The sequence below is a fragment of the Mycobacterium sp. IS-1742 genome (genome assembly GCF_001500125.1).
GTDB lineage: Bacteria > Actinomycetota > Actinomycetes > Mycobacteriales > Mycobacteriaceae > Mycobacterium.
This window is the reverse complement of sequence record NZ_LQIV01000011.1, coordinates 62,010-86,303: the sequence shown is the minus strand read 5'-3', so window position 1 is coordinate 86,303 and position 24,294 is coordinate 62,010. Positions and strand designations below refer to the sequence as shown.

Here is a 24,294-nt window from a genome sequence, read left to right as displayed (position 1 = left end):
GAGTTCCTTTTCGGTCGGCGCCGCGGATCAGCGGAGCAGGTGTGCCCGGGCATACTGCAGCGATTCGCGCAGCAGCGCCTCACGCTCGTTGGCGGTGCGCGCCCCGGAGGTGGTGACCTCGAGGATCACATGGCCGTTGAAGTCGCCGTTGGCCAGCATCTGGCACACCTCCGCGGTGGGCTGAGTACCGCGGCCGGGGACCAGGTGCTCGTCGGCCGAGGCGCCGCTGCCGTCGGCGAGGTGCAGGTGCACCAGCCCGTCTCCCATCCGCTCCGCCATCTCGATGGCGTCGGTGCCCGCCGTCGCGGTGTGGGACAGGTCCAGTGTGTAGTGCGCGTGATCGCCGTCCAACGGGTCGTAGGACGGCGCGAACGCCGAGATCCCCGGTCCGGGCCTGCCGCCGCGCTTGCGCATGCGCTCGATGGACGTCTGGCCGGCGCCGAAGAACCGGTCGGCGCGGAACGGGAACATGTTCTCCACCGCGACCATCACGTCGCTGCCTGCTTCCAGTTCGGCGACCTGCTCGCTGAACCCCTCGGCGTAGCGGCGCTGCCAGCGGAACGGCGGGTGCACGACGACGGTCTGCGCGCCCAGTTGTTCGGCGGCGCGGACGCTGCGGTCGAGTTTGGGGATGGGGTTGGCGCCCCACACCCGCTGGGAGATCAGCAGGCAGGGCGCGTGGACGGACAGCACCGGCACCCCGTATTGCGCGGACAATTTCGCCACGGCGTCGATGTCCTGGCTGACGGCCTCGGCCCACACCATCAGTTCGACGCCGTCGTAGCCCAGGCGGGCGGCGTACTCGAAGGCGGCCTCGGTCCTCAGCGGATAGACCGAGGCCGTGGACAGACCGACCTTGATCGCGGGGCGCACAGGGTGACTAGCCGGACTGCAGCAACGCCAGCGGCCCCAGGGTGACCAGTGCGCCGACCGCGACGGCGATCAATGTGCTGCCGATGTCCTCGGTCTTGCGCACCACGCGCACCCCGACCACCAGCCCGAGGATGACCAGCACCGACAGCACGAGCGCGACGATGTTGTTCCACTTCCACAGCTGGTCGAAGGCGATGAACAGGCCCGCGCCGAAGGCGACGGCGATGATGCACTGCCCGACGATCCAGGCGCCGCGCAGGAACGCCGACATGCGGCCGCCGGACTCGACGTCATCGCGCAGGTCGTCGCGGTCGAGGTCGCGGTCGTGGTCGGCGCGCAGGTCCCGCTCGTCGAGCTCGTCCTCGTCCTCGTCCTCGTCGTGCTCGTCGATCGTGGCGGTGTCGGCGTCCCTACCCCGGCGGGCGAGGTCGTCGGCGACGGTGCCGCCGCCGAACAGCGGACCCGCCGACGAGCGCAGATACGACGGCAGCTCGTCATCGTGGTCGGAGCGGTCGAGCGCGGGTTCGTCGTGATCCGGGTCCCGCAGATCCGCCGGTTCCTCTTCGTCGTCGAGGAGCGGATCGGGGCTCATGTCCTCGGCGCCGACGGCGGCGTCGCGATCGAGCGGGATGTCCTCGACCCCGTCGGCGTCGTCGGGTTCGTCGGTTTCGAGCTCCCGGAGGTCGGCCGGCTCTGCCACCTCGGCCTCGACCGGTTCGTCGGAGGTCTCGACGACGTCGTCGTCGGCGACGTCGGGCGCAGGTTCGGTGACGGTCTGCTGCGGGATGCCGTTGACCGGGGTCTGGGTGGTCTCCTCGGCCCGCTGCTCGCGCGCCGGCTTCTCACGGGTGTCGGCGGGGCGGTCGGTGATGACCGGGATCTCACCGGTCAGCTCGGCGACCGTGACGGCGTCGGCGTTGCCGCGGCGGCGCCGGCGCCTGCCCCCGACCGGCGGCGCGCCGATGGTGCCGTTCTTCGCGAGCAACTCGGCGACCGAGATCGGCCGGGTGCTGCTGTTCTCTGGTTCTGTCATCGTGTGTTGCCTTTAGTGGCAGTTGGGCGAAGCGCCGTACGTCCAGCATCCCGCACGGGCGTCTCCGCCGCGGCGAGATCGTCGACACCGCCCACGCCGGTCAGTCCGTCGACGCCGGTCAGGTCGTCGGTTCCGCCGACGAACGGGCTCCCGTCGGCCTCGCTGTCGAGTTTCCGCAGAATCAAACCCTCCCGCAACGCCCACGGACAGATGTCCACGGACTCGATTCCGAGCGCCCGCATGCTTGCCTCAGCCACCAACGCTCCGGCCACGATCTGTGGCGCTCGCTCGGCACTCACCCCTTCCAATTCCGCTCGGTCAGCCGCGGTCATCCTAGAGATGAAGGCTATGAGCTGCCGCAACCCGGTCGTCGTCAGGGTCCGCTTGACCCGCGGACCGGCCCCCGACGGCGCCGCCCCGGTGAGCCGCGCCAGGCTCCGGAACGTCTTCGACGTCGCGACCGCCAGGTCGGGAATGCCGGCGTCCAGCAGTTCGGCGCTGGCATCGGAGAGCTCGTTGGCCAGCCAGTCGCGCAGCATCGCCACGCGACGCCGGCCGGGCGGATCGTCGGGCAGCCACTCGCGGGTCAGCCGTCCCGCCCCCAGCGGCAGCGACAGCGCCACCTCGGGCTCCTCGTCGACGCCGTTGGACAGCTCCAGCGATCCACCGCCGATGTCGATGTTGATGATGCGGCCGGCGCTCCAGCCGTACCAGCGCCGCACGGCCAGGAACGTCAGCCGGGATTCGTCGACCCCGCTGAGCACCCGCAGCCGGACCCCGGTCTCGGCCAGGACCCGCGCCAGCACGTCGTCGGAATTGGTGGCGTCGCGCACCGCGGAGGTGGCGAACGCCATCATCTCCGCACAGCCGGAACTGGTGGCGATCTTGGCGAATTCGTCGACGGTGTCGACGAGCCGGTCGGCCCCCTTGCGGGTCAGTTTGCCGGAGTCGTCGATCGCCTCGGCCAGCCGCAGGGACGCCTTGGTCGAGCTCATCGGGGTCGGGTGGCCGCCCCGTCGCGCATCCACCACAAGCAGATGGACGGTATTGCTGCCCACGTCGAGCACGCCCAGTCGCACGCCTCCAACCTAGCCCGTCGCCCCGCGGTGACCGTGCGCCGACACCCCAACGCGTACGCCGCGGCGCCTCGCCGGGGCGGGTAGCGTCTGACCTGTGATGCCAGCCCATCCCGGTGAGGTGGAGCTCGACTTCGCCCGCGAGTGGGTCGAGTTCTACGACCCTGACAACCCCGAGCACCTGATCGCCGCGGACATGACGTGGCTGTTGTCGCGGTGGACATGCGTCTTCGGCACCCCGGCCTGCCAGGGCACGGTCGAGGGCAGGCCGGACGACGGCTGCTGTTCGCACGGGGCCTTCCTGTCCGACGACGACGACCGCGCCCGCCTGGACGCGGCCGTCGAACAGCTGAGCGCCGACGACTGGCAGTTCCGCGACAAGGGCCTGGGCAAGAAGGGCTACCTCGAGATGGACGAGTACGACGACAAGCCCAATCTGCGGACGCGGAAGTACAAGGGCGCGTGCATCTTTCTCAACCGGCCGGGCTTCCCGGGCGGCATCGGATGCGCGCTGCACAGCAAGGCGCTCGAGCTCGGCGTCGAACCGCTGACCATGAAGCCGGACGTGTGCTGGCAGTTGCCGATCCGGCGGACACAGGACTGGGTGACCCGGCCGGACGGTTCGGAGATCCTCAAGACGACGATCACCGAGTACGACCGCCGGGGCTGGGGTGAAGGCGGTGCCGATCTGCACTGGTACTGCACCGGCGACCCGGCGGCCCATGTGGGCGCGCGCCAGGTGTACCAGTCCTACGGCCCGGAGCTGACCGAGTTGCTCGGCGAGAAGGCGTATTCGGAACTGGCGGCCATGTGTCGGCGCCGCAGCGGGCTCGGGCTGATCGCGGTGCATCCGGCCACACGGGCGGCCCAGTGAGCACGCCAAAGGTGTTCCTGTTCAAGCTCGTGCCGCCGCGCGCCGACTTCGCCCAGACGATGACGGCCGACGAACAACAGGCGATGGCCGGTCACCAGGACTACTGGCGGGACCTGCTCGAGGCCGGGAAGGTCGTCGTCTACGGCCCGGTGGCCGATCCCGAGGGGGTCTGGGGGCTGGGCGTGCTGCGCGCCGCCGACCGCGCCGAGGTCCTCGAGATCGGCAGGCGCGACCCCTCCGTCCTCGCCGGGGTCAACACCTTCGAGGTGTTCGAGATCATGGGCGGCACAACAGGATAGCCCCGCCGGGTCAGCCCTCGAGCTTGTATCCCAGGCCCCGCACCGTGACCAGGTGCACCGGGTTGGCCGGATCCGCCTCGATCTTGGAGCGGAGTCGCTTGACGTGGACGTCGAGGGTCTTGGTGTCGCCGACGTAGTCCGCGCCCCACACCCGGTCGATGAGCTGACCGCGCGTCAGCACCCGCCCGCTGTTGCGCATCAGGTACTCGAGAAGGTCGAACTCCTTGAGCGGCAACGTAATCGCTTCGCCGTTGACGCTGACCACGTGACGTTCGACGTCCATCCGCACGGGTCCGGCCTCGAGCACCCCGTCGGGGATGCCGGGGTTGTCGACCTCGACACCGCGCCGCAGCACCGCGCGGATGCGCGCGATCAGCTCGCGGGCCGAATACGGTTTGGTGACATAGTCGTCGGCGCCGAGTTCCAGCCCGACGACCTTGTCGATCTCGCTGTCGCGTGCGGTCACCATGATCACCGGCACGCTGGACCGGGCACGCAGCTGCTTGCAGACGTCGGTGCCGCTCATCCCGGGCAGCATCAGGTCCAGCAGGACGATGTCGGCGCCGGACCGGTCGAACTCGGCCAGCGCCGAGGGCCCGTCGGCCACGACGGTGGTCTCGAAGCCCTCTTTGCGCAGCAGGAAGGCCAGGGGATCGGCCAAGGACTCCTCGTCCTCCACGATCAACACACTGGTCATTGGTCTCGGGTCCTCCTATTGATTCGTTTCATCGTCCGCGTCCTCGGATCGCGGGTAGGCCGGAATCGACAGGGTGAACGTCGACCCGGTGCCCGGCTGACTCCACAGCCGGATGGCTCCGTTGTGATTGGCGGCGACGTGCTTGACGATCGCCAGGCCCAGACCGGTACCGCCGGTCGCCCGCGACCGGGCCTTGTCGACACGGAAGAACCGTTCGAAGACCCGCTCCTGGTCGCCCTTGTCGATGCCGATCCCGCGGTCGGTGACCGAGATCTCGATGTTGTCGCCCCGGCGGCGCCGGCTGACCGAGACCGGGGTTCCCCGCGGGGAGTAGGCGATCGCGTTGGACAGCAGGTTCGCCAGCGCGGCCACCAGCAGCGGCTGGTCGCCCAGAACCTTGAAGCCGGTGGGCGCATCGGTGGTGATCGCGATGTCGGCGTTGTCGGCGGCCACTTTGTGACGCGACAGCGCTTCGGCGACCACGGTGTCCACATCGACGATGCCGAGGTCGGGCAGCCGCTCGCCGCCCTGGAGCCGCGACAGTTCGATCAGCTCGCCGATCATGTCGGCGAGGCGGTGCGCCTCGTCGACCATCTTCTCGGCGAAGTGGCGCACGGTCTCCGGGTCGTCGGCCGACGCCAGCAGGGCTTCGGCGAGCAGACCCATCGCGCCGACCGGGGTCTTCAATTCGTGGCTGACGTTGGCCACGAAGTCGCGCCGGGTGGCCTCCATCCGCGCGTACTCGGACTGGTCGTCGACATAGACCACCGCGAAGCGGCGGTCCGCCCTGCTCAGCAACCGCACCGCCCCGCGCACCGACAGACCCGACCGGCCGGGATGGGCCACCTTGCGCGGGGACAGGTCGACCTGGACGTCCTCACCGGTGGTCAACGTGTGCTGCGCGGCTTCCCACGCCCGTTCGTCGAGCAGACGTTCCCGGACCAGGCCGAGCTCCTCGGCGCGCGCATTGCTGTAGACCACGTCACGGAACTTGTCGACCACGACGATGCCGACCGGCGACGAGGAGACGATGTGCGCGAGCATCTGCGACACGGTGATCCCGGCCGCCTCGGCCGCCCGCCGCCGACGGCGCTCGGCGACCCGAGGGGTGAGCATGACGCCCACTCCCACGCCCACCAACAGCGTGAGTAGCGCCACGACCGCCGTCATCAGCAGTGCGGATGCCACACTCACGCCGAAATCGTACGCATGCGGTGAACGTCATCCCAGCAGCGTGCGGCCAAATCGAGACAAGTCACACCGCGAATCGCAGGAGTTCGGCCGCCGTTCACCGCGTGTTCGCGCAGTGCCCTTGAGCGGGCCCCTACTTCGCGCCCTGCGACGCGACCGCCGCCGCCCCGGCGGCCGCGGCCTCCGGGTCGAGGTAGGTGCCGCCCACCACCGTCGGCTTCAGATCCGAGTCCAGGTCGTAGCGCAGCGGGATGCCGGTGGGGATGTTCAGGCCGACCACGTCCTCGTCGGACATTCCGTCGAGGTACTTCACCAGCGCGCGCAGGGAGTTCCCGTGCGCGGCGATCAGCACCGTCCTGCCCTGGCGCAGGTCGGGCACGATCGTCTGCTCGAAGTACGGCACGAAGCGGGCCACCACATCGGCCAGGCATTCGGTGAGCGGTCCGCCGTCGATGTCGGCGTAGCGCGGATCGCGGTCCTGGCTGTATTCGCTGCCTGCCTCGATCGGCGGGGGCGGGGTGTCATAACTGCGCCGCCATGCCATGAACTGCTCTTCGCCGTACTTCTCTTTGGTCTCGGCCTTGTCGAGCCCCTGGAGGGCGCCGTAGTGCCGTTCGTTGAGGCGCCAGTCGCGATGTACGGGGATCCAGTGCCGGTCGGCCTTGTCCAGCGCGATGTTGGCCGTGGTGATGGCGCGGCGCAGCAGCGACGTGTAGAGCACGTCGGGTAGCCGATCGAGGCCTGCCATCAACTCACCCGCCCGGGCGGCCTCGGCCCGGCCCTTGTCGGTCAGGTCGACGTCGACCCACCCGGTGAACAGGTTCTTCGCGTTCCATTCACTCTCGCCGTGACGAAGCAGGATCAGCGTGGAATCTCCCATGGCTGAATCTTCTCACGGGGGCGGTCATCGCACCTGAGCCGATCGCGGGGGCCGTCAGTCGTCGTCGATGAGGTGCTCGAAGGCGCGCAGGTTCTTGAGCGACTCACCCCGCGACACCCGCCACTCCCACTCGCGCTGGATCGAGGATTTGAACCCGAGTTCGAGCAGGGTGTTGAAGTCGGCGTCGACGGCTTCGAGCACCTGGCCGAGGATGCGGTCGATCTCGTCGGCGGTCACCGAGTGCAGCGCCATGCGGCCGACGAGGTAGATGTCGCCGACGTTGTCGAGGGTGTAGGCCACACCGTAGAGGCGCCGGTTGCGTTTGAGCAGAAAGCGATACACGCCTTCGTGGTTCTCATCGGGTTTGCGGCAGACGAATGCCTCGATCCGCACCGAGTGCTCGCCGATCGACAGAATCGTGTTGGTCTTGAGGCGTCGTTCGCCGGGTAGTTCGACGATGATGCCGGGCAGCCCGCCGTGGGCGCCCTCGTGGAACGTGTAGGCGAGATCGTGCTCGTCGAGCGTCTCCACGATCGTCTGCTGGACGTGGTTGTCGGTGCGCTGCCCCAACGGATCACTCACGCCCGCACCCCCCGTCGTCTCGTGAACCGCCGTGCGGTGCGGCGGGACAGCGTGTCGTCGGCGTGCGGATGCCGGTCGCGGTAGTCGCTGATCGCCCGGCCGTAGCTGGCCAGCAGGTCGTCGACGGTGTGGGCCCAGGAGAAGGTGGCCGCATGCTCGACCGCGGCCCGCCGCATGGTGGCCGGACCGCGCGACAGCAGCGAGTCGATGGTGTGGGCCCAGTCGCCGGCGTCGTGACCGTCGACCAGTGCACCGGTCACCCCGTCGCGCACCGCCACCGGCAGACCGCCGACGGCGGCCGCCACCACGGGGGTGCCGCAGGCCTGCGCCTCGACGGCGACCAGTCCGAACGACTCCGAGTAGCTCGGCACCGCAACAAGATCGGCGGCGCGGTACACCCGCACGAGGTCCTCGCGGGACTGCGGCGGCAGGAACGTCACGCGCTGGGAGATACCCAGTTCGTCGGCGAGGGCAACCAGATTGTCCGGAGCGGCCAGACCCGAACCCGACGGCCCGCCCGCGACCAGCACCCGCACGTCGGGCAACTTCGCCGCCGCCCGCAGCAGTATGTCCGGCGCCTTGAGCGGTTGGATCCGCCCGACGAACGCGACGACGGTCTCGCGCAGGTCCAGCCCGAGGGCGGCCCGGGCGGCCGCGCGGTCACCGGGGGTGAAGGTTTCGAGGTCGACGCCGGGATGCACGACGTCGATGCGTGAGCGGTCGGCGTTGTGCAGCGAAACCAGTTGGTCCGCTTCGACTTCGGTGTTGACGATCAGCCGGTCGGCCTCGTCGACCACCTGCTGCTCGCCGACGGCGCGCAGCGGTGGTTCGGGTGAGTCGCCTTCGGCGAGCGCCGCGTTCTTGACGGCCGCCAGCGTGTGCGCGGTGTGCACCAGCGGCACCGCCCATCGGTCGCGGGCCAGCCAGCCGACCTGGCCGGACAGCCAGTAGTGCGAGTGGACGATGTCGTAGTAACCGGGTTCGTGGGTGGCCTCGGCGCGCAGCACCCCGGCGGTGAAGGCGCACAGCTGGGTGGGCAGGTCGTTCTTGTCGAGCCCCTCGAACGGCCCGGCCACGACGTTGCGGACCAGCACGCCGGGCGCGACCCGCACGACGGGCGGATCGGCCGATGTGGTGGCGCGGGTGAAGATCTCCACCTCGACGCCGCGGCGTGCCATCTGCAACGCGCTCTGCAGGACGTAGACGTTCATCCCGCCGGCATCGCCGGTGCCGGGCTGCGCCAGCGGCGACGTGTGCACCGACAACACGGCCACGCGCAGAGGCGGCCTACCGAGCTGGTCCGTTGCTAGGCGCACACACTCATGTCTACACCTGTCGTCATCGGCGGGCCGTCACGACGCCGCCTCCGGCCGGCGGGGCGCCGACCGGCGCATCGCGGCGATCGGCTCGGCGTAGAGACCGCCCAGCGACACCACCCCGGCGCCGGCCTCCTGCACCCGGTTGCCGAACGAGGTCAGGCGGATGTCGCGACCCGCCAGCACCGACCGCGCCGCGAACGCCGCCTCGACCGACGGCATGGCCTCGGGGTACTCGGTGAAGGCCTGCCCGCCGACCACCAGATCGTCGGGGTTGAGCATGTCGCGCAGCAACGCGACGGCCTCACCGAGCACACGGGCCCGCTCGGCCAGCAACGCCTGTGCGGCGTCGTTGCCCTGCCGGGCCGCGCGCAGCACCGCCGCCATCGTCGACGTGGGACCGTCGGCGGCGATGATGCGCTGCCTGCGGGCGGCGGTGAGCACGGCTTCGTCGCTGACCGTCGACTCCAATTGCCCACTGCCGCCGAGCAGTTCGGACTGAGCGGGCAGCGCGGCGATGGTGCCCGGCCCGCTCGTCGGCGAGTGCACCCGCCCGTCGATGGACAGCGCGAAACCGACGGTCTCCCTGGCGTAGACGTAGAGGCTGGTGGACGACGGCGCGACCGTCGGCCTGCGCGAGCCGAGCAGCAACTCGGCGCCTGCCATGGCGTCGACGTGCGAGGCCACCGACACCGGCAACCCCAGCGCTTCGGCCAGCACCGGCCCGACCGGCGCATGCGACCAGCCCAGGCGCGGGTGGTCCAGATGCCCGGTGGTGCCGTCGACGACACCACCGGCGGCCACCCCGACCCACAGCGGACGGCGCCGGTGCCACCGGCTCAGATATTTGCGCGCGCTGGCCGACAGCGCCGCGAGCGCCGCATCCTGCGGACCCCGCGGCGTCGGCGTCTCCACCACGTCGAGCGTCCGGCCGAACAGGTCGGTGGCCACGATGCTGGTGGTCTTGGCGCCGATGTGGATGCCGAGGGTGAGGAAGGGTTCGTGGTTCACCTCGACCGGCACGCGCGGGCGGCCGATCGCACCCGAGACGGCCAGATCGGCTCTCTCGCGCAGGATCGCGGCGTCGAGGAGCGCGCTGACCTGGCGGTTCACCGTCGCGATGCTCAGTCCGGTGACGCGGGCGATGGCGTCGCGGGCGATCGGGCCGCGCATGCGGGCGGCGGCGAAGACCGACGCGGCCGCCGCGTCGGCGACCTTCAGCGCGGGCGCGACGACGTGGCGCTGATGGGCGATGCGCGGCGACGCCGCGGACAGTGGCCGCTTCGCCGGCAGGCGACGGACAGCGGCGGGAACAGCGGAAGCGGGTTCGAGGGTGGCGCGCACGGGATGGTCCTTCGGGTGAGTCGGCTGGTGGGTCCTGGCCACACCTGCGACTCAAACGGGAACAGATCCCTCGGTTCGGTCAGGCGCGGCGAAATGCGCAGCGACAACAACAGTGCCGCGCGTCGAATGCCTGACCACCGGAGAACACGAGGTGAATCTAGCACGCTGGCTAGAGTTGGTCAGATGACGACTTCTGGAGGCGGCCGACGCGTCGCGGTGGTCACCGGCGCCAGCGCCGGAATCGGCGAAGCGACCGCGAGAACCCTTGCCGCGCAGGGCTTTCACGTCGTGTGCGTGGCCCGCCGGGAAGGACCCATCACGGCGCTCGCCGAGGAGATCGGCGGGTCCGCGATTGTGGCGGACGTCACGTCCGCCGAGGCGGTGTCCGCGCTGGCCGACGCCCTGGACCGGGTCGATCTGCTGGTCAACAACGCAGGCGGTGCCCGCGGACTCGAACCGATCGCCGACGCCGACGTCGAGCACTGGCGGTGGATGTGGGAGGCCAACGTCCTGGGCACCCTGCTGGTGACGCGGGCGCTGCTGCCGAAACTCATCGACTCCGGCGACGGGTTGATCGTCACGGTCACCTCGATCGCCGCGGTGGAGATCTACGACAACGGCGGCGGCTACACCTCGGCCAAACACGCCCAGGGTGTCCTGCACCGCACGCTGCGCAGCGAATTGCTCGGAAAACCGGTGCGGCTCACCGAGGTTGCACCCGGCATGGTGCAGACGGACTTCTCGCTCAACCGATTCGAGGGTGACGAGGAACGCGCCGCGAAGGTCTACGAGGGTGTCACACCGCTGGTGGCCGAGGACATCGCCGAGGTGATCGGGTTCGTCGCCGGCCGCCCGTCGCACGTCGACCTGGACCTGATCGTGGTCCGGCCGCGCGACCAGGTCAGCGGCGCCAGCGGGAGCCGCTTCAACCGCCGCTGACCGCGCCCGGGTATCAGCCGCCGGGCCGGCCGTTCACCGGCTGCGGAGCTCCGGTCGGGGTCACCGGGACCGTGCTCGGGATGCCCGACGGCGACTCCTGATCCGACAGCGCCGACATCGACGTCCACTCGTCCCACGGCACGGCCCAGTCCCAGATGTCGCCGTCGGCGTAGGACAGTTGGATGCGCGTGCCGGTGACCTCGACGGGGTCGCCGTAGATCGCGGTGTTGAAGTACTGCTGGGCGTCCGACTCGGACAGGTTGATGCACCCGTTGGTGACGTTCGAATTGCCCTGCGAGCCCAGGCTGGCGGGGTTGGCATGGATGAACTCGCCGTTGTTGGAGATCCGCACCGCGAACCGCTCTCGGACGTTGGCGTATCCGGCCGCGGGGTTGGTCATGTAGAAGTCCTCGTACTTCTCGGTGACCACGTGGATGCCGCTGCGGGTGACGTTGCGGTCGAGGTCGCCCTCGCCGTAGCTGCACGGGAAGTCCATGATCACCGCGCCGACCTGGTCGATCACCTGGATGCGGTGGCTGGACGCCTCGGCGCGGACCACCTGCCGACGGCCGATCGTGAAGTCGAGCGAGGAGTCGGCCGCCCCGTAGGCGTCGCCCCCGAACTTCACCCCGTAGAGCTTCGCGTCCACCCGCACCGTCGTGCCGGGTTCGAAGTACTCGCGCGAACGCCAGTGCAGCCGCGAGCCGGCGGCCTCGTCGGGCAGCCACGCCCAGCTGCCCTCGGTCGGCGGGTTGGTGGTCACCGACAGCGCCTTCTCGACCGTCGCCCGGTCCGCCTCGTCGATCGAGGCGTCGAACTGCAGGATCACCGGCGCCGCGACCCCGACGGTCTGCCCGTCGGCCAGCTGAAAGCGTCCGTTGACCTGGGTCGCCGGGTCGAGCGTCGAGAACTCGCCCTTGACGGGGACGGCCTTGCCGTCCTCCCCGACCGCCGAGCCCGACCAGCTGTAGGTCGCCCCGTATCCGAGCGGCTCGCTGATGGTGAAGACGTTGCGGTCCTGGTTGAGCGCACCGGCGACGACCTTGCCCTCGGCGTTGGTCAGCGCCACCCGCTGGAACCAGCCGCCGCTGACCTCCACCCGCACCGGATCGGTGGGCGAGACGTCGGTGGCGGACTTGGCCGGTTCGAACGCCAGCGACGCCGACGCGGGCGCCTCCGCGGGCCCACCGGAATCGGTGATCGAGCGGCTACACGCCGCGAGCGCACCGGGCGCGACCAGTCCGACCGCCAGGGCGGTCAGGGCGCGCCGCCGAGTCATGGGCGGCATCTTGTCGGCGGCACTCACGTGTACCCAACATACCTAGAGAGCGCAGCCGATCAGCGTCGGCTCGGGTGTGAGTTCGATCCCGAAGGCGGTGCGCACACCGTCCCGCACCGTCCTGGCCAGCGCGATCACATCCGCGGTCGTGGCTTCGCCCCGATTGGTCACAGCGAGCGCATGTTTGGTCGACAGCCGGGCCGGGGCGTCGTCGCCGGGGTAGCCCTTGCCGAAGCCGGCGTGTTCGACCAGCCAGCCGGCGGCCAGCTTCACCCCCTCGGCAGCGGGGTAGCTCGGCACATGGCCGTCCACCCCGGCCGCGAGGCGTTCGTAGTCCGCGGTCGTGACCACGGGATTGGTGAAGAAGGATCCGACGCTCCAGGTGTCACGGTCGGGTTCGTCGAGCACCATGCCCTTGCCGCGGCGCAGCGCCAGCACGGTCTCCCGCACCGCGACCGGATCGGCGCGGCCGCCCGGTTCCACCTCGAGCGCCCGGGCCAACTCCCCATAGCGCAGCGGCGCGCTGCGACCCTCGGCGTCGAGCGCGAACTCCACCTCGAGTACGACGGCGTGGTCGGAGTGCTTGAGCACACTGGTGCGGTACCCGAAGGCCATCTCCTGCGGCGTCACCCACTCGTCGCGGCCGGTGCGGCGGTCGAACAACCGGACGCGCCGGATGGTGTCGGCGACCTCGGCCCCGTAGGCGCCGACGTTCTGCACCGGTGTCGCTCCTGCCGAACCGGGGATCCCCGACAGGCACTCCAGTCCGCCGAGGCCGTGCGCCAGCGCGGTGACCACGACGTCGTCCCAGTTCGCGCCCGCCTCGACGCGCAGGATCCCGTCGCGCACGGTGATCTCGCTGCTGGCCACCCGGATCACCGTGAGGTCGGCGATGTCATCGGCCAGCACGACGTTCGAGCCGCCCGCGAGGATCAGCGCGTCCCGGCCCACGGGCGCCCGCAGTGCGGCGACGAGTTGTTCGGTGCTGCTCGCGGTGATGAGTCGCCGCGCGACCGGCCCGACCCGCAGCGTGGTCAGCGGAGCCAGCGCGACGTCGGCGTCGACCTCCGCGCCCGCGAGTTCCTGACCGGTCACGGGCGGTAACGGTAGCGTGGCCAGCTATGCCCCGCTCATTCGACTTGGCCGCCGACTACGACGGCACCGTCGAAGAGGTCCACCGTGCGTTCAGTGACGAACGGTACTGGCTCGCGCGCCTGGCGGATTCGGGCGCCGATCACGCGACGCTCGACGACATGACCGTCGACGCGGACGGTGGCATCGACGTCACCACGACGCAGACCCTGCGCGCCGACCGGTTGCCGGGCGTGGTGGCGCAGTTCCACCGGGGCGACCTGTCCATTCAGCGCGAGGAGACCTGGACCGGTGTGCGGGACGGCCGCGCAACCGCGACGGTCACCGGGTCCATCCCCGGCGCCCCGGTCACGCTGACCGGGACGGCGACGCTCACCCCGAGCGCATCGGGCGGATCCCGGCTGGAACTCAAGGCCACCGTGGAGGTACGCGTGCCGCTCGTCGGCGGGAAGATCGAGAACTTCATCGGCAACGGCCTGGTGGACCTGATCATCGCCGAACAACGGTTCACGACGGTGTGGATCACCGAGAACGTCTGACCAGACGCGTACCGTGAGCGCCATGGGGAGGCGGTCCGAGCACGTCGTCGTGTTCGACGTACCCGCCGAACAGATCCACGCACAGTTCACCTCCGAGGAGTACTGGCAGGCGTTGACAGAGGTGTACCGCGGGCTCAACACCCGCACCGACCTGACGATGTTCCGCTCCGATGCCCGCGGCGCCGACATCGCGCTGCGCCAGGTGATCCCCCGCGACGAGCTCCCGCCCATCGCGCGCAAGGTGGTGCCCGTCGACCTGGTGCTGACCCGCGAACAGCATTTCGACCCGTTCGACGACGGCGCCGCACGTGCCCACGGCACCTTCGCGGCCACCATGCCGCGCGCACCGGGACGGCTCGACGGCCGCTACGAACTGTCCGACACCGCGACCGGTAGCCGCCTGCTGGTGCGCAGCCGCTGCAAGGTGTCGGTGCCTCTGGTGGGCGGGACGCTCGAAGATCTCATCCTGACCGGCATCCGCGAGCTGTTCGACGGCGAACGGGACTTCACCGCCCGCTGGCTCGCCGGCCGCCGCTGAGACCGATGACGCAGCACCCGGGCACCCCGATCGGGGTTCTCACCCGCGGCACCACCGGCTACAACCGCCTGCGCCGCAGCGACCGGTGGCTGGTGCACTCCCCCCGGGTCCGCACGGCACTGCTGTCGGCCACCGATCCGCTCGTCGTCGACCTCGGCTACGGCGCGCTGCCCGTCACCACCCTGGAACTGGCGTCGCGGCTGCGGACTCTGCGCCCCGACGCGCGGGTGGTCGGCCTGGAGATCCATCCCGACCGGGTGGCGGCCGCCCGCGCCGCCGCGGTGGCGGACGTGGAGTTCACGCTGGGCGGGTTCGAGCTTGCCGGCCTACACCCGGTCCTGGTGCGGGCGTTCAACGTCCTGCGTCAGTACCCGGTCGACGCGGTCGACGAGGCGTGGGCGGTGATGCGGGCCGGGCTGGCGCCGGGCGGTCTCATCGTCGACGGCACCTGCGACGAGTTGGGGCGCCGGTGCGCCTGGGTGCTGCTCGACGCGGCGGGGCCGGTCAGCCTGACCCTGGCCTGCGATCCGTTCGCCATCGATCGTCCGTCCGATCTCGCCGAACGGCTCCCAAAGGTGTTGATCCACCACAACGTTCCGGGTCAGCCCGTCCACCGGCTGCTCACGGCGGCGGACCGGGCATGGGCCAGTGCGGCGGGTCACGGTGTGTTCGGACCGCGGATCCGTTGGCGCGCGATGCTCGATCTGCTTGCGGGCGAGGGCTTTCCGGTCGACCCGCCGCGGCGCAGGATGCGCGACGGGGTGCTCACGGTGCCGTGGGCAGCGGTTGCGCCTGCGGACGCGCCGTAGGGCCGGGTGTCTCGACGAGCGCGCCGTCGAGGTCGTCGGCCACCCGGATGTCGAGGCCGCGCAGCGGCGCGGGCGACGTCAGAAGTGCGACCCCGACGTAGGTCACCAACGACGCGGCGAAGGCGATGAACGTCGGCCAGCCGTCGAACGTCGCGTCGAAGACCCCGTTGGGAACGTAGAGGATCGTGTTGTCGAGGCCGTACATCGTCGGCGCCATCGCGAACAACACCAGCCGCACCGCGAGACCCACGACGATCGACACCAGCGCCGCCGCCGACGTGCCCCTCCGCCACACCAGACCGAGCACGAACGGCACCACCAGACACGCCAGCAGCAGGTCGAACGCCAGGGTGAGCAGGATCCCGGTCTGCTTGACGTAGATCGCGATCGCGATGGCGAACAGGGTCACCGGCACCATGGCGATACGCGTCGCGCGCAGCAAGGGGTCGCGCTCACCCGGGACCCGCCTGCGCCGGACGCCGCCGAGGTTGCGCACCGACACGTTGGAGATGGCCAGGATCGCGCCGTTGGCGGTGCTCATCGATGCGCCGACCAGCCCGCACAGCACCAGGATCGTCAGCGCCAGCGGCGCATAGCCGTCGAGCAGCACCAGCAGGATCGGCCCGTCGAGTTCCTCGGGCAGGAACGCCTTGGCCGACAGCACGACGAGGCCGAACGGCACGCAGATCGCGACGACGCCGGCCGCCGCCCCGAAACAGGCCCGGCGGGCGATCTCCGGCGACTTCGCGGCGAAGACCCGCTGCATGAAGTCGATCGCGACGATGTCGCCGATGCCGAGCGCGATCAGGGTCGCCCAGTTGATCGTCGCGCCCTGCGCCGGATCGGTCATCTGACCGAGACCGAGCGGGCCCATGCCCTCCTCGATCGCCAGACCGTAGGTGACGGCCATCCAGATCAGCAGACCGACCGCGCCGGCCAGGATCAACGCCATCTGGATGATCGCGGTGTACGCGTCGGCCAGCAGCCCGCCGGTCCCGGTGTAGGCGACCGCCAGCGCCGCGATGGCGACCGTGCCCAGCCAGTACGGGATGCCGAGGAAGTAGTTGAACAGGAACCCGCCGGCCACGAGGTTGCCCGCCACGAGGATGCAGAAGCCGAGCATCAGCATCACCGAGGCGGCGACCTCGACGCCGCGGCCGAACCGCAGGCGGTAGTAGTCGGGGAACGACGTCAAGCCCATCCGGTTCATTGGCTTGGCGAAGAACAGTCCGGTGAAGAACAGGCACAGCGCCAGTCCCAGCGGCAGACAGGCCCCGGCCCAGAATCCGAATTCCGAGGCCAGATCGGTGTTGCCGAGGGTCGCGTTGGTGTCGACGGCCGAACCCATCAGGGCGCCGCCGACGAGTATGAGCGGCAGGGTGCGCCCACCGACCAGGAAATTGGCGCTGTCGCCCGCGATCCGGCGGGAGACCAGGAAACCGACGAGCACCACCACCGCGATGCTGGCGCCCACCCCGAAAAGGACCATCGGCCCAGACAATCCCGGTGCGGTTACAGCGGTTCGCGAGCGGCGTTAAGGACGTGTTGCGAACGGCGCCGCCCGTAGGCTGGAGCTCATGCGGATCGCGTGTGCGCAGATCGCCTCGGCCACCGACCCGGCGGCCAACCTCGAACTCGTCGAGCAGTACACCCGGCGGGCCGTCGACGCCGGGGCGCAACTGGTGCTGTTCCCCGAGGCGACCATGTGCCGGTTCGGGGTGCCGCTCGCGCCGGTCGCCGAACCACTCGACGGACCGTGGGCGCGGGCGGTGCGGTCCATCGCCGAGAAGGCCGGCGTCACCGTCGTCGCCGGGATGTTCACCCCCAGCGGTGACGGCCGGGTGCTCAACACACTGCTCGCCACCGGCGCCGGGGTGGACACCCACTACCACAAGATCCATCTCTACGACGCGTTCGGATTCCGCGAATCCCGCACTGTCGCACCGGGTTCCGAACCGGTCACGATCGCCGTCGCGGGCGTCGAGGTCGGCCTGACGACCTGTTACGACATCCGTTTCCCCGAGCTGTACGTCGAGCTGGCCCGCCGTGGGGCCGAGCTGATCACCGTGCACGCCTCGTGGGGGGCGGGTCCGGGCAAGCTCGACCAGTGGACACTGCTGGCGCGGGCCCGGGCGCTCGACACCACCGGCTACCTCGCCGCCGTCGACCAGGCGTATCCCGGCGACGAGGTGGCGGCCTCCGGACCCACCGGGGTGGGCGGCAGCTTGGTCGCCTCCGCCACCGGCGAGGTGGTGGCCGGCGCCGGTCCCGACCCGGAACTTCTGGTCGTCGACCTCGACCTCGACGCGGCGCGCACGGTCCGCGAGACCATCGCCGTGCTGAACAACCGCTCGGAGGTCGACTCACCCGGTAGGGCAGAATCGCGGGCGTGACTGATCCCTGGGCCCGTCCGGCCGACCAGCAGCCAGTCCCGCCTCCCCAGCCGTTCCCGCAGGGTGCGCCGCCGTCGGCACCCCATCCCGGCGCGGAACCGCCGAAGGAACGCGGCTCTGTGCTGGCCAAGGTCAAGGGCGTCTTCAGTGATCCGCTGTCGGTCGTGCTGGCCGTCGTCATCCTCGTGGCGCTGATCGCGGCCGGTCTGCTCGGCGGCGAGCTGTACGCCCGCAACCGCGCCGACGACGTGGTCTCCCGCGTCGTGTCGTGCGTCGTCGAGGACGAGGCCACCGCATCGTTCGGCGCCCTTCCTCCGTTCCTGCTTCAGCACATGACCGGGCATTACACGAACATCAATATCGAGACCGCAGGCAACCAGATCCGCACCGCCAAGGGTATGAAGGTCGCGATCGACATCCGGGACGTCCGGCTCGAGGACAGCGCGGACTCCGGCGGCTCCATCGGCTCGCTGGCCGTCAACGTCGACTGGTCCTCCGACGGCATCACCCGGACCGTCCAGGATGCGATCCCGCTGTTCGGGAGCTTCCTGACCGGGGTGAGCACCAATCCGTCTGAGGGCACCATCGAATTGGAGGGGGTGCTCGGCAGCATCACGGCGAAGCCGCAGGTCGTCAACGGCGGCATCTCGCTGCAGGTGCAGCAGCTCACCGGGCTCGGGTTCACGCTGCCCCGCGAAGCCGTGCAGCCCGCCCTGGACGCGTTCACCTCCGGGCTGACGGAGAACTATCCGATGGACATCAAGGCGCAGAGCATCCAGGTCACCGACACGGGTGTGACGGCGCTGTTGACGTCGCAGAACTCGCAGATCCCGAAGAGCGGCGAGGACCCCTGCTTCACCGAGCTGTGAGCGGTCAGTCCAGATCGTCGAGCACGGCCCGGGTGGCCGACAGCCCCAACCGGGTCGCGCCCGCGTCGAGCATCGCGATCGCATCGGCGGCCGTGCGGATGCCGCCGCTGGCCTTGACCTCGACCTGAGGCCCGACCGCCGCGACCATGATCTCGACCGCGCCCGCCGAGGCGCCGCCGTACGGGTGGAACCCCGTCGAGGTCTTGACGTACTCGGCGCCTGCGGCCTTGGCGGCACGGCACGCGTCGACCAGCACGTCGCGGCCACCCAGTTCGAGCAGCGCGGCTGACTCCACGATCACCTTGAGCAGCGTGCGCCCGCCGATCGCGGCGCGCACCGCGTCGACGTCGGCGTACACGGCGTCGATCTCCCCGGCCAGCGCGGCACCCACGTCGATCACCATGTCGATCTCATCCGCGCCCGCGGCGACCGCGAGTGCGGCTTCGTGCGCCTTGACGGCCGGGAGGTGCTTACCGGACGGGAAGCCGACGACGGCCGCGATCTTCGTCGTGAACGGGCGGGCGCGGACGGCGGCGGGGACCATGGACGGCGACACACAGGCCGCGTAGACCCCGAGTTCCTCGGCCTCCTGCACCAGCATGTCGACGTCGCCCTCGCCGGCCTCCGGTTTGAGCAGCGTGTGGTCGATGAGCCCGGCCACGCGTTCGCGGGTCCACCTGCCCATCAGAACGGCTCTTCGGTGCCGCCGGGATTACACCCGGCGGCGACCATCTGCTCGACGGGGACTTCCGGCCGCCACGGTTCGAGGTTCCAGCTGGTCTTGCCCGGTGCGGCGAACTCCGCGAACTGCCAGTGGCAGTCGAACTGCTCGCGCATGCCGGGGATCGCGGCGTCGGGTGACGCGGCGAGCACCTCCGCCCAGGCGTGCTCGGCCTCGACGACGGTGCCGACCTGGCCGGCGGCCCGCCTGCCCGCAGCGGTGGGATAGACGCGCAGGCTGGACAGATCGCCCCATTTGGCCCACGTGACGTGGTCGACGTACGGCGGCGGCGCGGGCTGCGCCGAGGCGACGGGTGCCGCGACGATCGAGAACGACAGCGACAGGACCAGAGCCGCCGTCACGGCGGCTGGAGCGATGCGCACCGACCTACCGCGACTTTCCCTGGATCTCGAGGAGCTTGGGCCGTACGTCGACCAGGTAGACACCGGCCGCGCAGGCGCACACCGCAGCGCCGAATGCGTCGCGGAAGAGCAGCAGGATGAGCACACCGCCGCCGAGGATCGCCAGCCATACCGGCTTGGTGAGTTTCCCGGCCGCGGTGTAGGCGTCGGGACGCTGGATCGCCGCGTGGACGAACGCGTACACACCGACGACCAACACGATCAGGACGAGACCCAGAATGATGACGCCCGCAAGGTCGGCAAGTATCACCTCACCAGCCTATGCGGGCGTCATCCTGCGGTCGAATTCGACTTACTTCTGGGTGACCTTCTTGGCCGGAGCCTTCTTGGCCGGAGCCTTCTTGGCGGGCGCCTTCTTGGCCGGGGCCTTCTTCGCGGTCGCCTTGACCGGCTCGGCGGTCTCCTCGGTCTTCTTGGGCAGCTCGACGCCGACGAGCTTGGCGGCGCGCTCACCGACGGCGCGGGTCTGCGTCGCCACGTTGCCCAGGGCCTGCTCGGTCAGTTCGACGGCCTGGTCGGTGTAGCTCTCGACGCGGTTGGCCGCGTCGGAGAAGCCGGGCTGGCTGCGCAGCCGCTCGAGTGCGGCCTCGCCGCGCTCGACGAGCTTGGCGTAGGTGCTCTGCGCGGCCTCGGCGTAGCCCTCGGCGGCACGGCGCAGTTCGTCGGCGGTCAGCCGCTCGCGCAGCTCGGTGACCTGCGTCGGGAGCTCGCCCTGCAGCTTGTTGATGCGGGCCCGGCTCTCCTCGACGCGGGTGTTGGCGTCGGTGCGGGCCTCGTCGGCGCGATCACGCAGGCTCGCGACGATCTCGTTGACGGTGGCCAGCGCGAGATCGGCGGCGCCGACCGCGGCGAGCAGCGGGGCCTTGAGGTCCTCGATGTCGACCTGGGGGTTCTTCTCAGCCATGTTGGATGTCCTTTCCGGAATCTCGGGGTGGGATTTCTAGTGCGCGTTGGATCGGGTCGCCATGGATCGGTTGGTGTTCAGTCGTCGGCTCCTCGTCTACTCCGGTTTCGGCTGCCTCGTTCTGCTGGCAGAACGACGTGTAGATGTCGAGCAGCACCTGCTTCTGCCGCTCGGTGATCGCCGTGTCGTTGTAGATGGCGTCACGGACCTGTCCGGCCTCGCTGGGTTCGAGGATCCCGGCTTGGACGTAGAGCACTTCGGCCGAGACCCGCAACGCCTTGGCGATCTGGTTGAGCACATCGGCGGACGGTTTCCGCAATCCCCGCTCGATCTGGCTGAGGTAGGGATTGCTGACACCGGCCTTCTCGGCCAACTGCCGCACGGACACCTGGGCCGCTTCCCGCTGGCTCCGGATGAAGCTCCCGATGTCCTGCGCGGCGTTGGTCACCACAGCGGCAAGATTCTCGTCCTGCGACATGGGTGACGACCCCCTCGAAACGCGGGTATCCGATCAACGACAAAGTCAACCGTACGCGCGGGTGCTAACTATTGCAAGCACTAGCTAGCGCAGGTCAGAACAGTAGCTGAGCTATCGAATAGATGACGAGGCCCGCCAACGAGCCGACCACGGTGCCGTTGATCCGGATGAACTGCAGGTCGCGGCCGACGTGGAGCTCGATGCGGCTGCTGGCCTCGTCGGCATCCCAGCGCTCGACGGTGTCGGTGACGATCGTGGTGATCTCGGCGCCGTATTCACCGACCACGTGCTGGGCACCGCGGATGATCCAGTTGTCGACCTTGTCCCGCAGTTCGGCGTCGTCGCGCAAACTCTCCCCGATGCGCATGACCGAGTCGGCAATGCGTGCGCGCAACGTCGACGACGGGTCGTCGACCGATTCGAGGATGATGCGCTTGGCGGCACTCCACGCCGTCTCCGCCGCCCGCGCCACCTCGTCGCGCGCCATGATCTGCTCTTTGACGTTCTCGGCACGCTGAATGGTCGCCTCGTCGTTCTGCAGATCGCCGGCGAATTCGAACAGGAACTTGGTCGCCGACCGGCGCAGCTCGTGGTCCGGGTTGCGGCGCACCTTGTCGGTGAAGTCCATCAGTTCGCGGTGGATGCGGTCCCCGACCAGGTGGTCGACCCAGCGCGGCGACCACGTCGGCGAATCGCGCTCGATGACCCGCTCGATGACCTCCCCCGCGTTGAGCGACCATTCGAAGGCCCGGTCGGCGAGCAGCTGGATGAGCGCCTCCTGGCGGCCCTCCTGCAACAGCTGCGAGAGCACCCGGCCCACCGGCGGTCCCCACTGCGGTTCGGCGATGCGTTTGACGATCATCCGGTCGAGCACCTGCTGGACGTCCTCGTCACGCAACATCTCCACCAGCACCCGCAGGACGTTGGAGGTCTCCGTCGCCACGCGTTCGGCGTGCGAACGGTCCGCCAGCCATTTGCCCAACCGACCGGCCACCTCGGCGTCGCGCAGCTTGGTCTCGACGTTCTCCCGCGACAGGAAGTTCTCCCGGATGAACTCGCCCAGACCCTCGCCGAGCTGGTCTTTCTTGCGTTTGATGATCGCGGTGTGCGGGATCGGGATGCCCAGCGGATGCCGGAACAGGGCGGTGACGGCGAACCAGTCGGCCAGCGCACCGACCATGCCCGCCTCGGCGGCGGCGCGCACGTAGCCGATCCACGGGGCGGCGGCGCCCTGAGACTGCGCCCAGGTGCAGACCAGGAAGACGACGGTGGCCCCGAGCAGGAAGCCCAGTGCGACGGTTTTCATGCGCCGCAGGCCGCGACGGCGTTCGGCGTCGGCGGCCGAATCCGCACCCGCGATCGCCTCGGCGAAGCTGACCCGTCCGGGCTGCTGTGTAGATACCACGGGTTCCATCATCCGCTATCGGCAGAGCGCGGCGGTCCGACGCGGCTGTCGACGCCCGTTCGCCGTATTATCGAGACGGACTAGTGAACGGGACTACGGGGATAGTGGCACAACAGACCCCGCCTTTGGCGGTCAAGACCGATGGTCGGAAGCGGCGCTGGCACCAGCACAAGGTCGAGCGCCGCAACGAGTTGGTCGACGGCACCCTCGAGGCGATCCGCCGTCTGGGCAGCAACGTCAGCATGGACGAGATCGCCGCGGAGATCGGTGTCTCCAAGACCGTCCTGTACCGCTACTTCGTCGACAAGAACGACCTCACCACCGCGGTGATGATGCGGTTCGCCCAGACCACACTGATCCCCAACATGGCCGCCGCGCTGACGTCGAACCTCGACGGCTACGAACTGACCCGCGAGATCATCAGGGTCTACGTGGACACGGTCGCCAACGAGCCGGAGCCGTACCGCTTCGTGATGGCCAACAACTCGGCCAGCAAGAGCAAGGCCGTGGCGGCTTCCGAGGAGATCATCGCCCGCATGCTCGCGGTGATGCTGCGCCGCCGGATGGCGGGGGCCGGCATGGACACCGGTGGCGTCGAACCGTGGGCCTATCACATCGTCGGCGGCGTGCAGCTGGCCACGCACTCGTGGATGTCGCATCCGCGGATGAGCGCCGACGAGCTCATCGACTACCTGACGATGCTGTCGTGGAGCGCGTTGTGCGGCATCGTCGAAGTAGGCGGATCGCTCGAGAAGTTCCGGTCCGAACCGCACCCCTCCCCGATCCTGCCTCCCCAGTTGATGGAGCAATGAGCCGAGAATCCGATCTTCCCGCCCTGTGGTCGCACGATCCGCATGTCCACCTCCGGTTCCGGCCGGGCGACAAGGTCGCCGACATCGACACCTCCGCGACACCGGGTTTCACCGGCTCCAAGACCGACGCCCCGGCGCTGCACGCCGAGCGCAGTTCGCGGCTCGGTGAGTTGCAGGAGAAGCTGTACGCCAACAGCCGCGCCGGCGACACCCGCTCGGTGCTGCTGATCCTGCAGGGCATGGACACCGCGGGCAAGGGCGGCATCGTCAAACACGTTGTCGGAGCGGCCAATCCGCAGGGCATCAAGTACACCAGCTTCGGTAAGCCCACCGAGGAGGAGTTGGCCCACCACTACCTGTGGCGCATCCGCAAGGCGCTGCCGACGCCCGGGCACATCGGGGTCTTCGACCGGTCGCACTACGAGGACGTGCTGATCGTGCGGGTGCACGATCTGGTCCCGCCCGACGTCTGGGGCGCCCGCTACGACGAGATCAACGACTTCGAGCGCGAACTCGTCGACAGCGGCACCTCGATCGTGAAGGTCGCGATGTTCGTGTCGCTGCAGGAGCAGAAGCGCCGCTTGGCCGAACGGCTCGAACGCCCGGACAAGTACTGGAAGTACAACCCCGCCGACATCGACGAACGGCTGTTGTGGCCGAAGTACGAGCAGGCCTACCAGGCGGTGCTCGACCGCACCTCGACCGACCATGCGCCGTGGTACGTGGTGCCGTGCGACCGGAAGTGGTACAGCCGATTGGCGATCACCGAACTGCTGATCGAGGCGCTCAAGGGTCTCAACATGTCCTGGCCGCCGCCGGATTTCGACGTCGAGGCGGAGAAGCGGCGTCTGGCTGACGCCTGAATTTTTTCGCCGACTGCACGGTTGTTGCCGCCGCCTCTCGGCGTTTGTGTACAACAACCGTGCGGT

28 protein-coding genes are annotated in these 24,294 nt (G+C 69.6%); 10 read left to right on the top strand and 18 right to left on the bottom strand.

What is annotated here, in order from left to right; translation table 11 throughout:
* Positions 1-27: 27 nt before the first annotated feature.
* The 3 genes from AU196_RS08470 to AU196_RS08460 are packed head-to-tail and all read right to left on the bottom strand — an operon-like array spanning position 28 to position 2,985.
* A complete protein-coding gene (locus AU196_RS08470) occupies positions 28-873 on the bottom strand; it encodes a sugar phosphate isomerase/epimerase family protein (protein ID WP_059094664.1) in 846 nt (281 codons plus the stop codon).
* Between the two features lie 7 nt (positions 874-880).
* On the bottom strand, positions 881-1,906 hold the full coding sequence (locus AU196_RS08465) for an Rv0497 family membrane protein (protein WP_059094663.1): 1,026 nt from the start codon (positions 1,904-1,906) through the stop codon (positions 881-883).
* A complete protein-coding gene (locus AU196_RS08460) occupies positions 1,903-2,985 on the bottom strand; it encodes a Ppx/GppA family phosphatase (protein ID WP_059094662.1) in 1,083 nt (360 codons plus the stop codon). The genes AU196_RS08465 and AU196_RS08460 overlap by 4 nt, the downstream gene beginning before the upstream one ends.
* A gap of 97 nt (positions 2,986-3,082) precedes the next feature.
* Between AU196_RS08460 and AU196_RS08455 the strand changes: the two genes are divergently transcribed.
* Entirely contained in the window at positions 3,083-3,856 is a 774-nt protein-coding gene (locus tag AU196_RS08455) for a DUF3109 family protein (protein WP_059094694.1), read from the top strand.
* A gap of 11 nt (positions 3,857-3,867) precedes the next feature.
* Positions 3,868-4,155, top strand: a complete 288-nt coding sequence (locus AU196_RS08450) for a YciI family protein (RefSeq protein WP_059094693.1) — start codon at positions 3,868-3,870, stop codon at positions 4,153-4,155.
* 10 nt (positions 4,156-4,165) lie between these two features.
* Here the strand turns inward: AU196_RS08450 and regX are convergent, their stop codons facing one another.
* The 6 genes from regX to AU196_RS08420 form a co-directional block, all read right to left on the bottom strand.
* Complete coding sequence (gene regX, locus AU196_RS08445) at positions 4,166-4,852, bottom strand: two-component sensory transduction protein RegX (protein WP_059094661.1); 687 nt, start codon at positions 4,850-4,852, stop codon at positions 4,166-4,168.
* Positions 4,853-4,867: 15 nt separating this feature from the next.
* Positions 4,868-6,046: a sensor histidine kinase gene (locus tag AU196_RS08440; protein ID WP_059094660.1), complete on the bottom strand. Its 1,179-nt coding sequence runs from the start codon at positions 6,044-6,046 to the stop codon at positions 4,868-4,870.
* 130 nt (positions 6,047-6,176) lie between these two features.
* Complete coding sequence (locus AU196_RS08435) at positions 6,177-6,923, bottom strand: phosphoglyceromutase (RefSeq protein ID WP_059094659.1); 747 nt, start codon at positions 6,921-6,923, stop codon at positions 6,177-6,179.
* Positions 6,924-6,977: 54 nt separating this feature from the next.
* On the bottom strand, positions 6,978-7,505 hold the full coding sequence (locus tag AU196_RS08430) for a type III secretion system chaperone family protein (protein WP_059094658.1): 528 nt from the start codon (positions 7,503-7,505) through the stop codon (positions 6,978-6,980).
* Positions 7,502-8,821: a D-inositol-3-phosphate glycosyltransferase gene (mshA, locus tag AU196_RS08425; RefSeq protein WP_059094657.1), complete on the bottom strand. Its 1,320-nt coding sequence runs from the start codon at positions 8,819-8,821 to the stop codon at positions 7,502-7,504. The genes AU196_RS08430 and mshA overlap by 4 nt, the downstream gene beginning before the upstream one ends.
* A gap of 36 nt (positions 8,822-8,857) precedes the next feature.
* Positions 8,858-10,075 (bottom strand): ROK family protein, encoded by a 1,218-nt coding sequence (locus AU196_RS08420; protein WP_502687230.1) that lies wholly within the window; start codon positions 10,073-10,075, stop codon positions 8,858-8,860.
* Positions 10,076-10,348: 273 nt separating this feature from the next.
* On the opposite strand from AU196_RS08420, the gene AU196_RS08415 reads away from it, so the two are divergent.
* A complete protein-coding gene (locus AU196_RS08415; protein WP_059094655.1) occupies positions 10,349-11,104 on the top strand; it encodes an SDR family oxidoreductase in 756 nt (251 codons plus the stop codon).
* A 13-nt stretch (positions 11,105-11,117) separates the two neighbouring features.
* On the opposite strand, the gene AU196_RS08410 is transcribed toward AU196_RS08415, so the two are convergent.
* Together AU196_RS08410 and AU196_RS08405 are read right to left on the bottom strand one after the other, a co-directional pair.
* Positions 11,118-12,410 (bottom strand): L,D-transpeptidase, encoded by a 1,293-nt coding sequence (locus tag AU196_RS08410; RefSeq protein WP_059094654.1) that lies wholly within the window; start codon positions 12,408-12,410, stop codon positions 11,118-11,120.
* 15 nt (positions 12,411-12,425) lie between these two features.
* The gene (locus tag AU196_RS08405; RefSeq protein WP_059094653.1) at positions 12,426-13,478 is read right to left on the bottom strand and encodes a UDP-N-acetylmuramate dehydrogenase; all 1,053 of its coding nucleotides are present in this window, start codon (positions 13,476-13,478) and stop codon (positions 12,426-12,428) included.
* A 26-nt stretch (positions 13,479-13,504) separates the two neighbouring features.
* On the opposite strand from AU196_RS08405, the gene AU196_RS08400 reads away from it, so the two are divergent.
* The 3 genes from AU196_RS08400 to AU196_RS08390 are packed head-to-tail and all read left to right on the top strand — an operon-like array spanning position 13,505 to position 15,361.
* A complete protein-coding gene (locus tag AU196_RS08400; protein WP_059094652.1) occupies positions 13,505-14,014 on the top strand; it encodes a DUF2505 domain-containing protein in 510 nt (169 codons plus the stop codon).
* A 22-nt stretch (positions 14,015-14,036) separates the two neighbouring features.
* Entirely contained in the window at positions 14,037-14,552 is a 516-nt protein-coding gene (locus AU196_RS08395; protein ID WP_059094651.1) for a DUF2505 domain-containing protein, read from the top strand.
* A 5-nt stretch (positions 14,553-14,557) separates the two neighbouring features.
* Positions 14,558-15,361, top strand: coding sequence for a hypothetical protein (locus AU196_RS08390; RefSeq protein WP_059094650.1), 804 nt, complete (start codon positions 14,558-14,560; stop codon positions 15,359-15,361).
* On the opposite strand, the gene AU196_RS08385 is transcribed toward AU196_RS08390, so the two are convergent.
* Entirely contained in the window at positions 15,318-16,850 is a 1,533-nt protein-coding gene (locus AU196_RS08385) for a high affinity choline transporter 1 (protein WP_059094649.1), read from the bottom strand. The genes AU196_RS08390 and AU196_RS08385 overlap by 44 nt on opposite strands.
* 88 nt (positions 16,851-16,938) lie before the next feature.
* Between AU196_RS08385 and AU196_RS08380 the strand changes: the two genes are divergently transcribed.
* Positions 16,939-17,754 (top strand): carbon-nitrogen hydrolase family protein, encoded by an 816-nt coding sequence (locus tag AU196_RS08380; protein WP_059094648.1) that lies wholly within the window; start codon positions 16,939-16,941, stop codon positions 17,752-17,754.
* A complete protein-coding gene (locus AU196_RS08375; RefSeq protein ID WP_059094647.1) occupies positions 17,751-18,623 on the top strand; it encodes an LmeA family phospholipid-binding protein in 873 nt (290 codons plus the stop codon). The genes AU196_RS08380 and AU196_RS08375 overlap by 4 nt, the downstream gene beginning before the upstream one ends.
* Before the next feature lie 4 nt (positions 18,624-18,627).
* On the opposite strand, the gene deoC is transcribed toward AU196_RS08375, so the two are convergent.
* From deoC to AU196_RS08345, 6 genes are all read right to left on the bottom strand, one after another.
* Positions 18,628-19,311 carry a deoxyribose-phosphate aldolase gene (gene deoC / locus AU196_RS08370; RefSeq protein WP_231737467.1) on the bottom strand — a complete coding sequence of 228 codons (684 nt, stop codon included), beginning with the start codon at positions 19,309-19,311 and terminating at the stop codon, positions 18,628-18,630.
* A complete protein-coding gene (locus tag AU196_RS08365) occupies positions 19,308-19,727 on the bottom strand; it encodes a DUF2599 domain-containing protein (protein WP_059094645.1) in 420 nt (139 codons plus the stop codon). Before AU196_RS08365 ends, deoC begins: the two co-directional genes overlap by 4 nt.
* A gap of 4 nt (positions 19,728-19,731) precedes the next feature.
* Positions 19,732-20,016 carry a DUF2516 family protein gene (locus AU196_RS08360; protein WP_059094644.1) on the bottom strand — a complete coding sequence of 95 codons (285 nt, stop codon included), beginning with the start codon at positions 20,014-20,016 and terminating at the stop codon, positions 19,732-19,734.
* 42 nt (positions 20,017-20,058) lie between these two features.
* A complete protein-coding gene (locus AU196_RS08355) occupies positions 20,059-20,670 on the bottom strand; it encodes a hypothetical protein (RefSeq protein WP_059094643.1) in 612 nt (203 codons plus the stop codon).
* Positions 20,663-21,148 (bottom strand): helix-turn-helix domain-containing protein, encoded by a 486-nt coding sequence (locus tag AU196_RS08350; RefSeq protein WP_059094642.1) that lies wholly within the window; start codon positions 21,146-21,148, stop codon positions 20,663-20,665. Before AU196_RS08350 ends, AU196_RS08355 begins: the two co-directional genes overlap by 8 nt.
* Positions 21,149-21,242: 94 nt before the next feature.
* On the bottom strand, positions 21,243-22,565 hold the full coding sequence (locus tag AU196_RS08345; protein ID WP_059094641.1) for a DUF445 domain-containing protein: 1,323 nt from the start codon (positions 22,563-22,565) through the stop codon (positions 21,243-21,245).
* 92 nt (positions 22,566-22,657) lie between these two features.
* Between AU196_RS08345 and AU196_RS08340 the strand changes: the two genes are divergently transcribed.
* Positions 22,658-23,365, top strand: coding sequence for a TetR/AcrR family transcriptional regulator (locus AU196_RS08340; protein WP_059094640.1), 708 nt, complete (start codon positions 22,658-22,660; stop codon positions 23,363-23,365).
* Positions 23,362-24,228, top strand: coding sequence for a polyphosphate kinase 2 family protein (locus AU196_RS08335; RefSeq protein ID WP_059094639.1), 867 nt, complete (start codon positions 23,362-23,364; stop codon positions 24,226-24,228). The genes AU196_RS08340 and AU196_RS08335 overlap by 4 nt, the downstream gene beginning before the upstream one ends.
* Positions 24,229-24,294 lie beyond the last annotated feature (66 nt).

What these genes read in the sequence shown, in the direction of transcription:
- AU196_RS08465 (WP_059094663.1), bottom strand. Translation starts at nt 1,906, where the DNA reads ATGACAGAACCAGAGAACAGCAGCACCCGGCCGATCTCGGTCGCCGAG.
- AU196_RS08355 (WP_059094643.1), bottom strand. Translation starts at nt 20,670, where the DNA reads ATGGCTGAGAAGAACCCCCAGGTCGACATCGAGGACCTCAAGGCCCCG.
- AU196_RS08390 (WP_059094650.1), top strand. Translation starts at nt 14,558, where the DNA reads ATGACGCAGCACCCGGGCACCCCGATCGGGGTTCTCACCCGCGGCACC.
- AU196_RS08415 (WP_059094655.1), top strand. Translation starts at nt 10,349, where the DNA reads ATGACGACTTCTGGAGGCGGCCGACGCGTCGCGGTGGTCACCGGCGCC.
- AU196_RS08455 (WP_059094694.1), top strand. Translation starts at nt 3,083, where the DNA reads ATGCCAGCCCATCCCGGTGAGGTGGAGCTCGACTTCGCCCGCGAGTGG.
- AU196_RS08350 (WP_059094642.1), bottom strand. Translation starts at nt 21,148, where the DNA reads ATGTCGCAGGACGAGAATCTTGCCGCTGTGGTGACCAACGCCGCGCAG.
- AU196_RS08400 (WP_059094652.1), top strand. Translation starts at nt 13,505, where the DNA reads ATGCCCCGCTCATTCGACTTGGCCGCCGACTACGACGGCACCGTCGAA.
- AU196_RS08385 (WP_059094649.1), bottom strand. Translation starts at nt 16,850, where the DNA reads ATGGTCCTTTTCGGGGTGGGCGCCAGCATCGCGGTGGTGGTGCTCGTC.
- AU196_RS08435 (WP_059094659.1), bottom strand. Translation starts at nt 6,923, where the DNA reads ATGGGAGATTCCACGCTGATCCTGCTTCGTCACGGCGAGAGTGAATGG.
- AU196_RS08380 (WP_059094648.1), top strand. Translation starts at nt 16,939, where the DNA reads ATGCGGATCGCGTGTGCGCAGATCGCCTCGGCCACCGACCCGGCGGCC.
- AU196_RS08335 (WP_059094639.1), top strand. Translation starts at nt 23,362, where the DNA reads ATGAGCCGAGAATCCGATCTTCCCGCCCTGTGGTCGCACGATCCGCAT.
- AU196_RS08395 (WP_059094651.1), top strand. Translation starts at nt 14,037, where the DNA reads ATGGGGAGGCGGTCCGAGCACGTCGTCGTGTTCGACGTACCCGCCGAA.
- AU196_RS08345 (WP_059094641.1), bottom strand. Translation starts at nt 22,565, where the DNA reads ATGATGGAACCCGTGGTATCTACACAGCAGCCCGGACGGGTCAGCTTC.
- regX (WP_059094661.1), bottom strand. Translation starts at nt 4,852, where the DNA reads ATGACCAGTGTGTTGATCGTGGAGGACGAGGAGTCCTTGGCCGATCCC.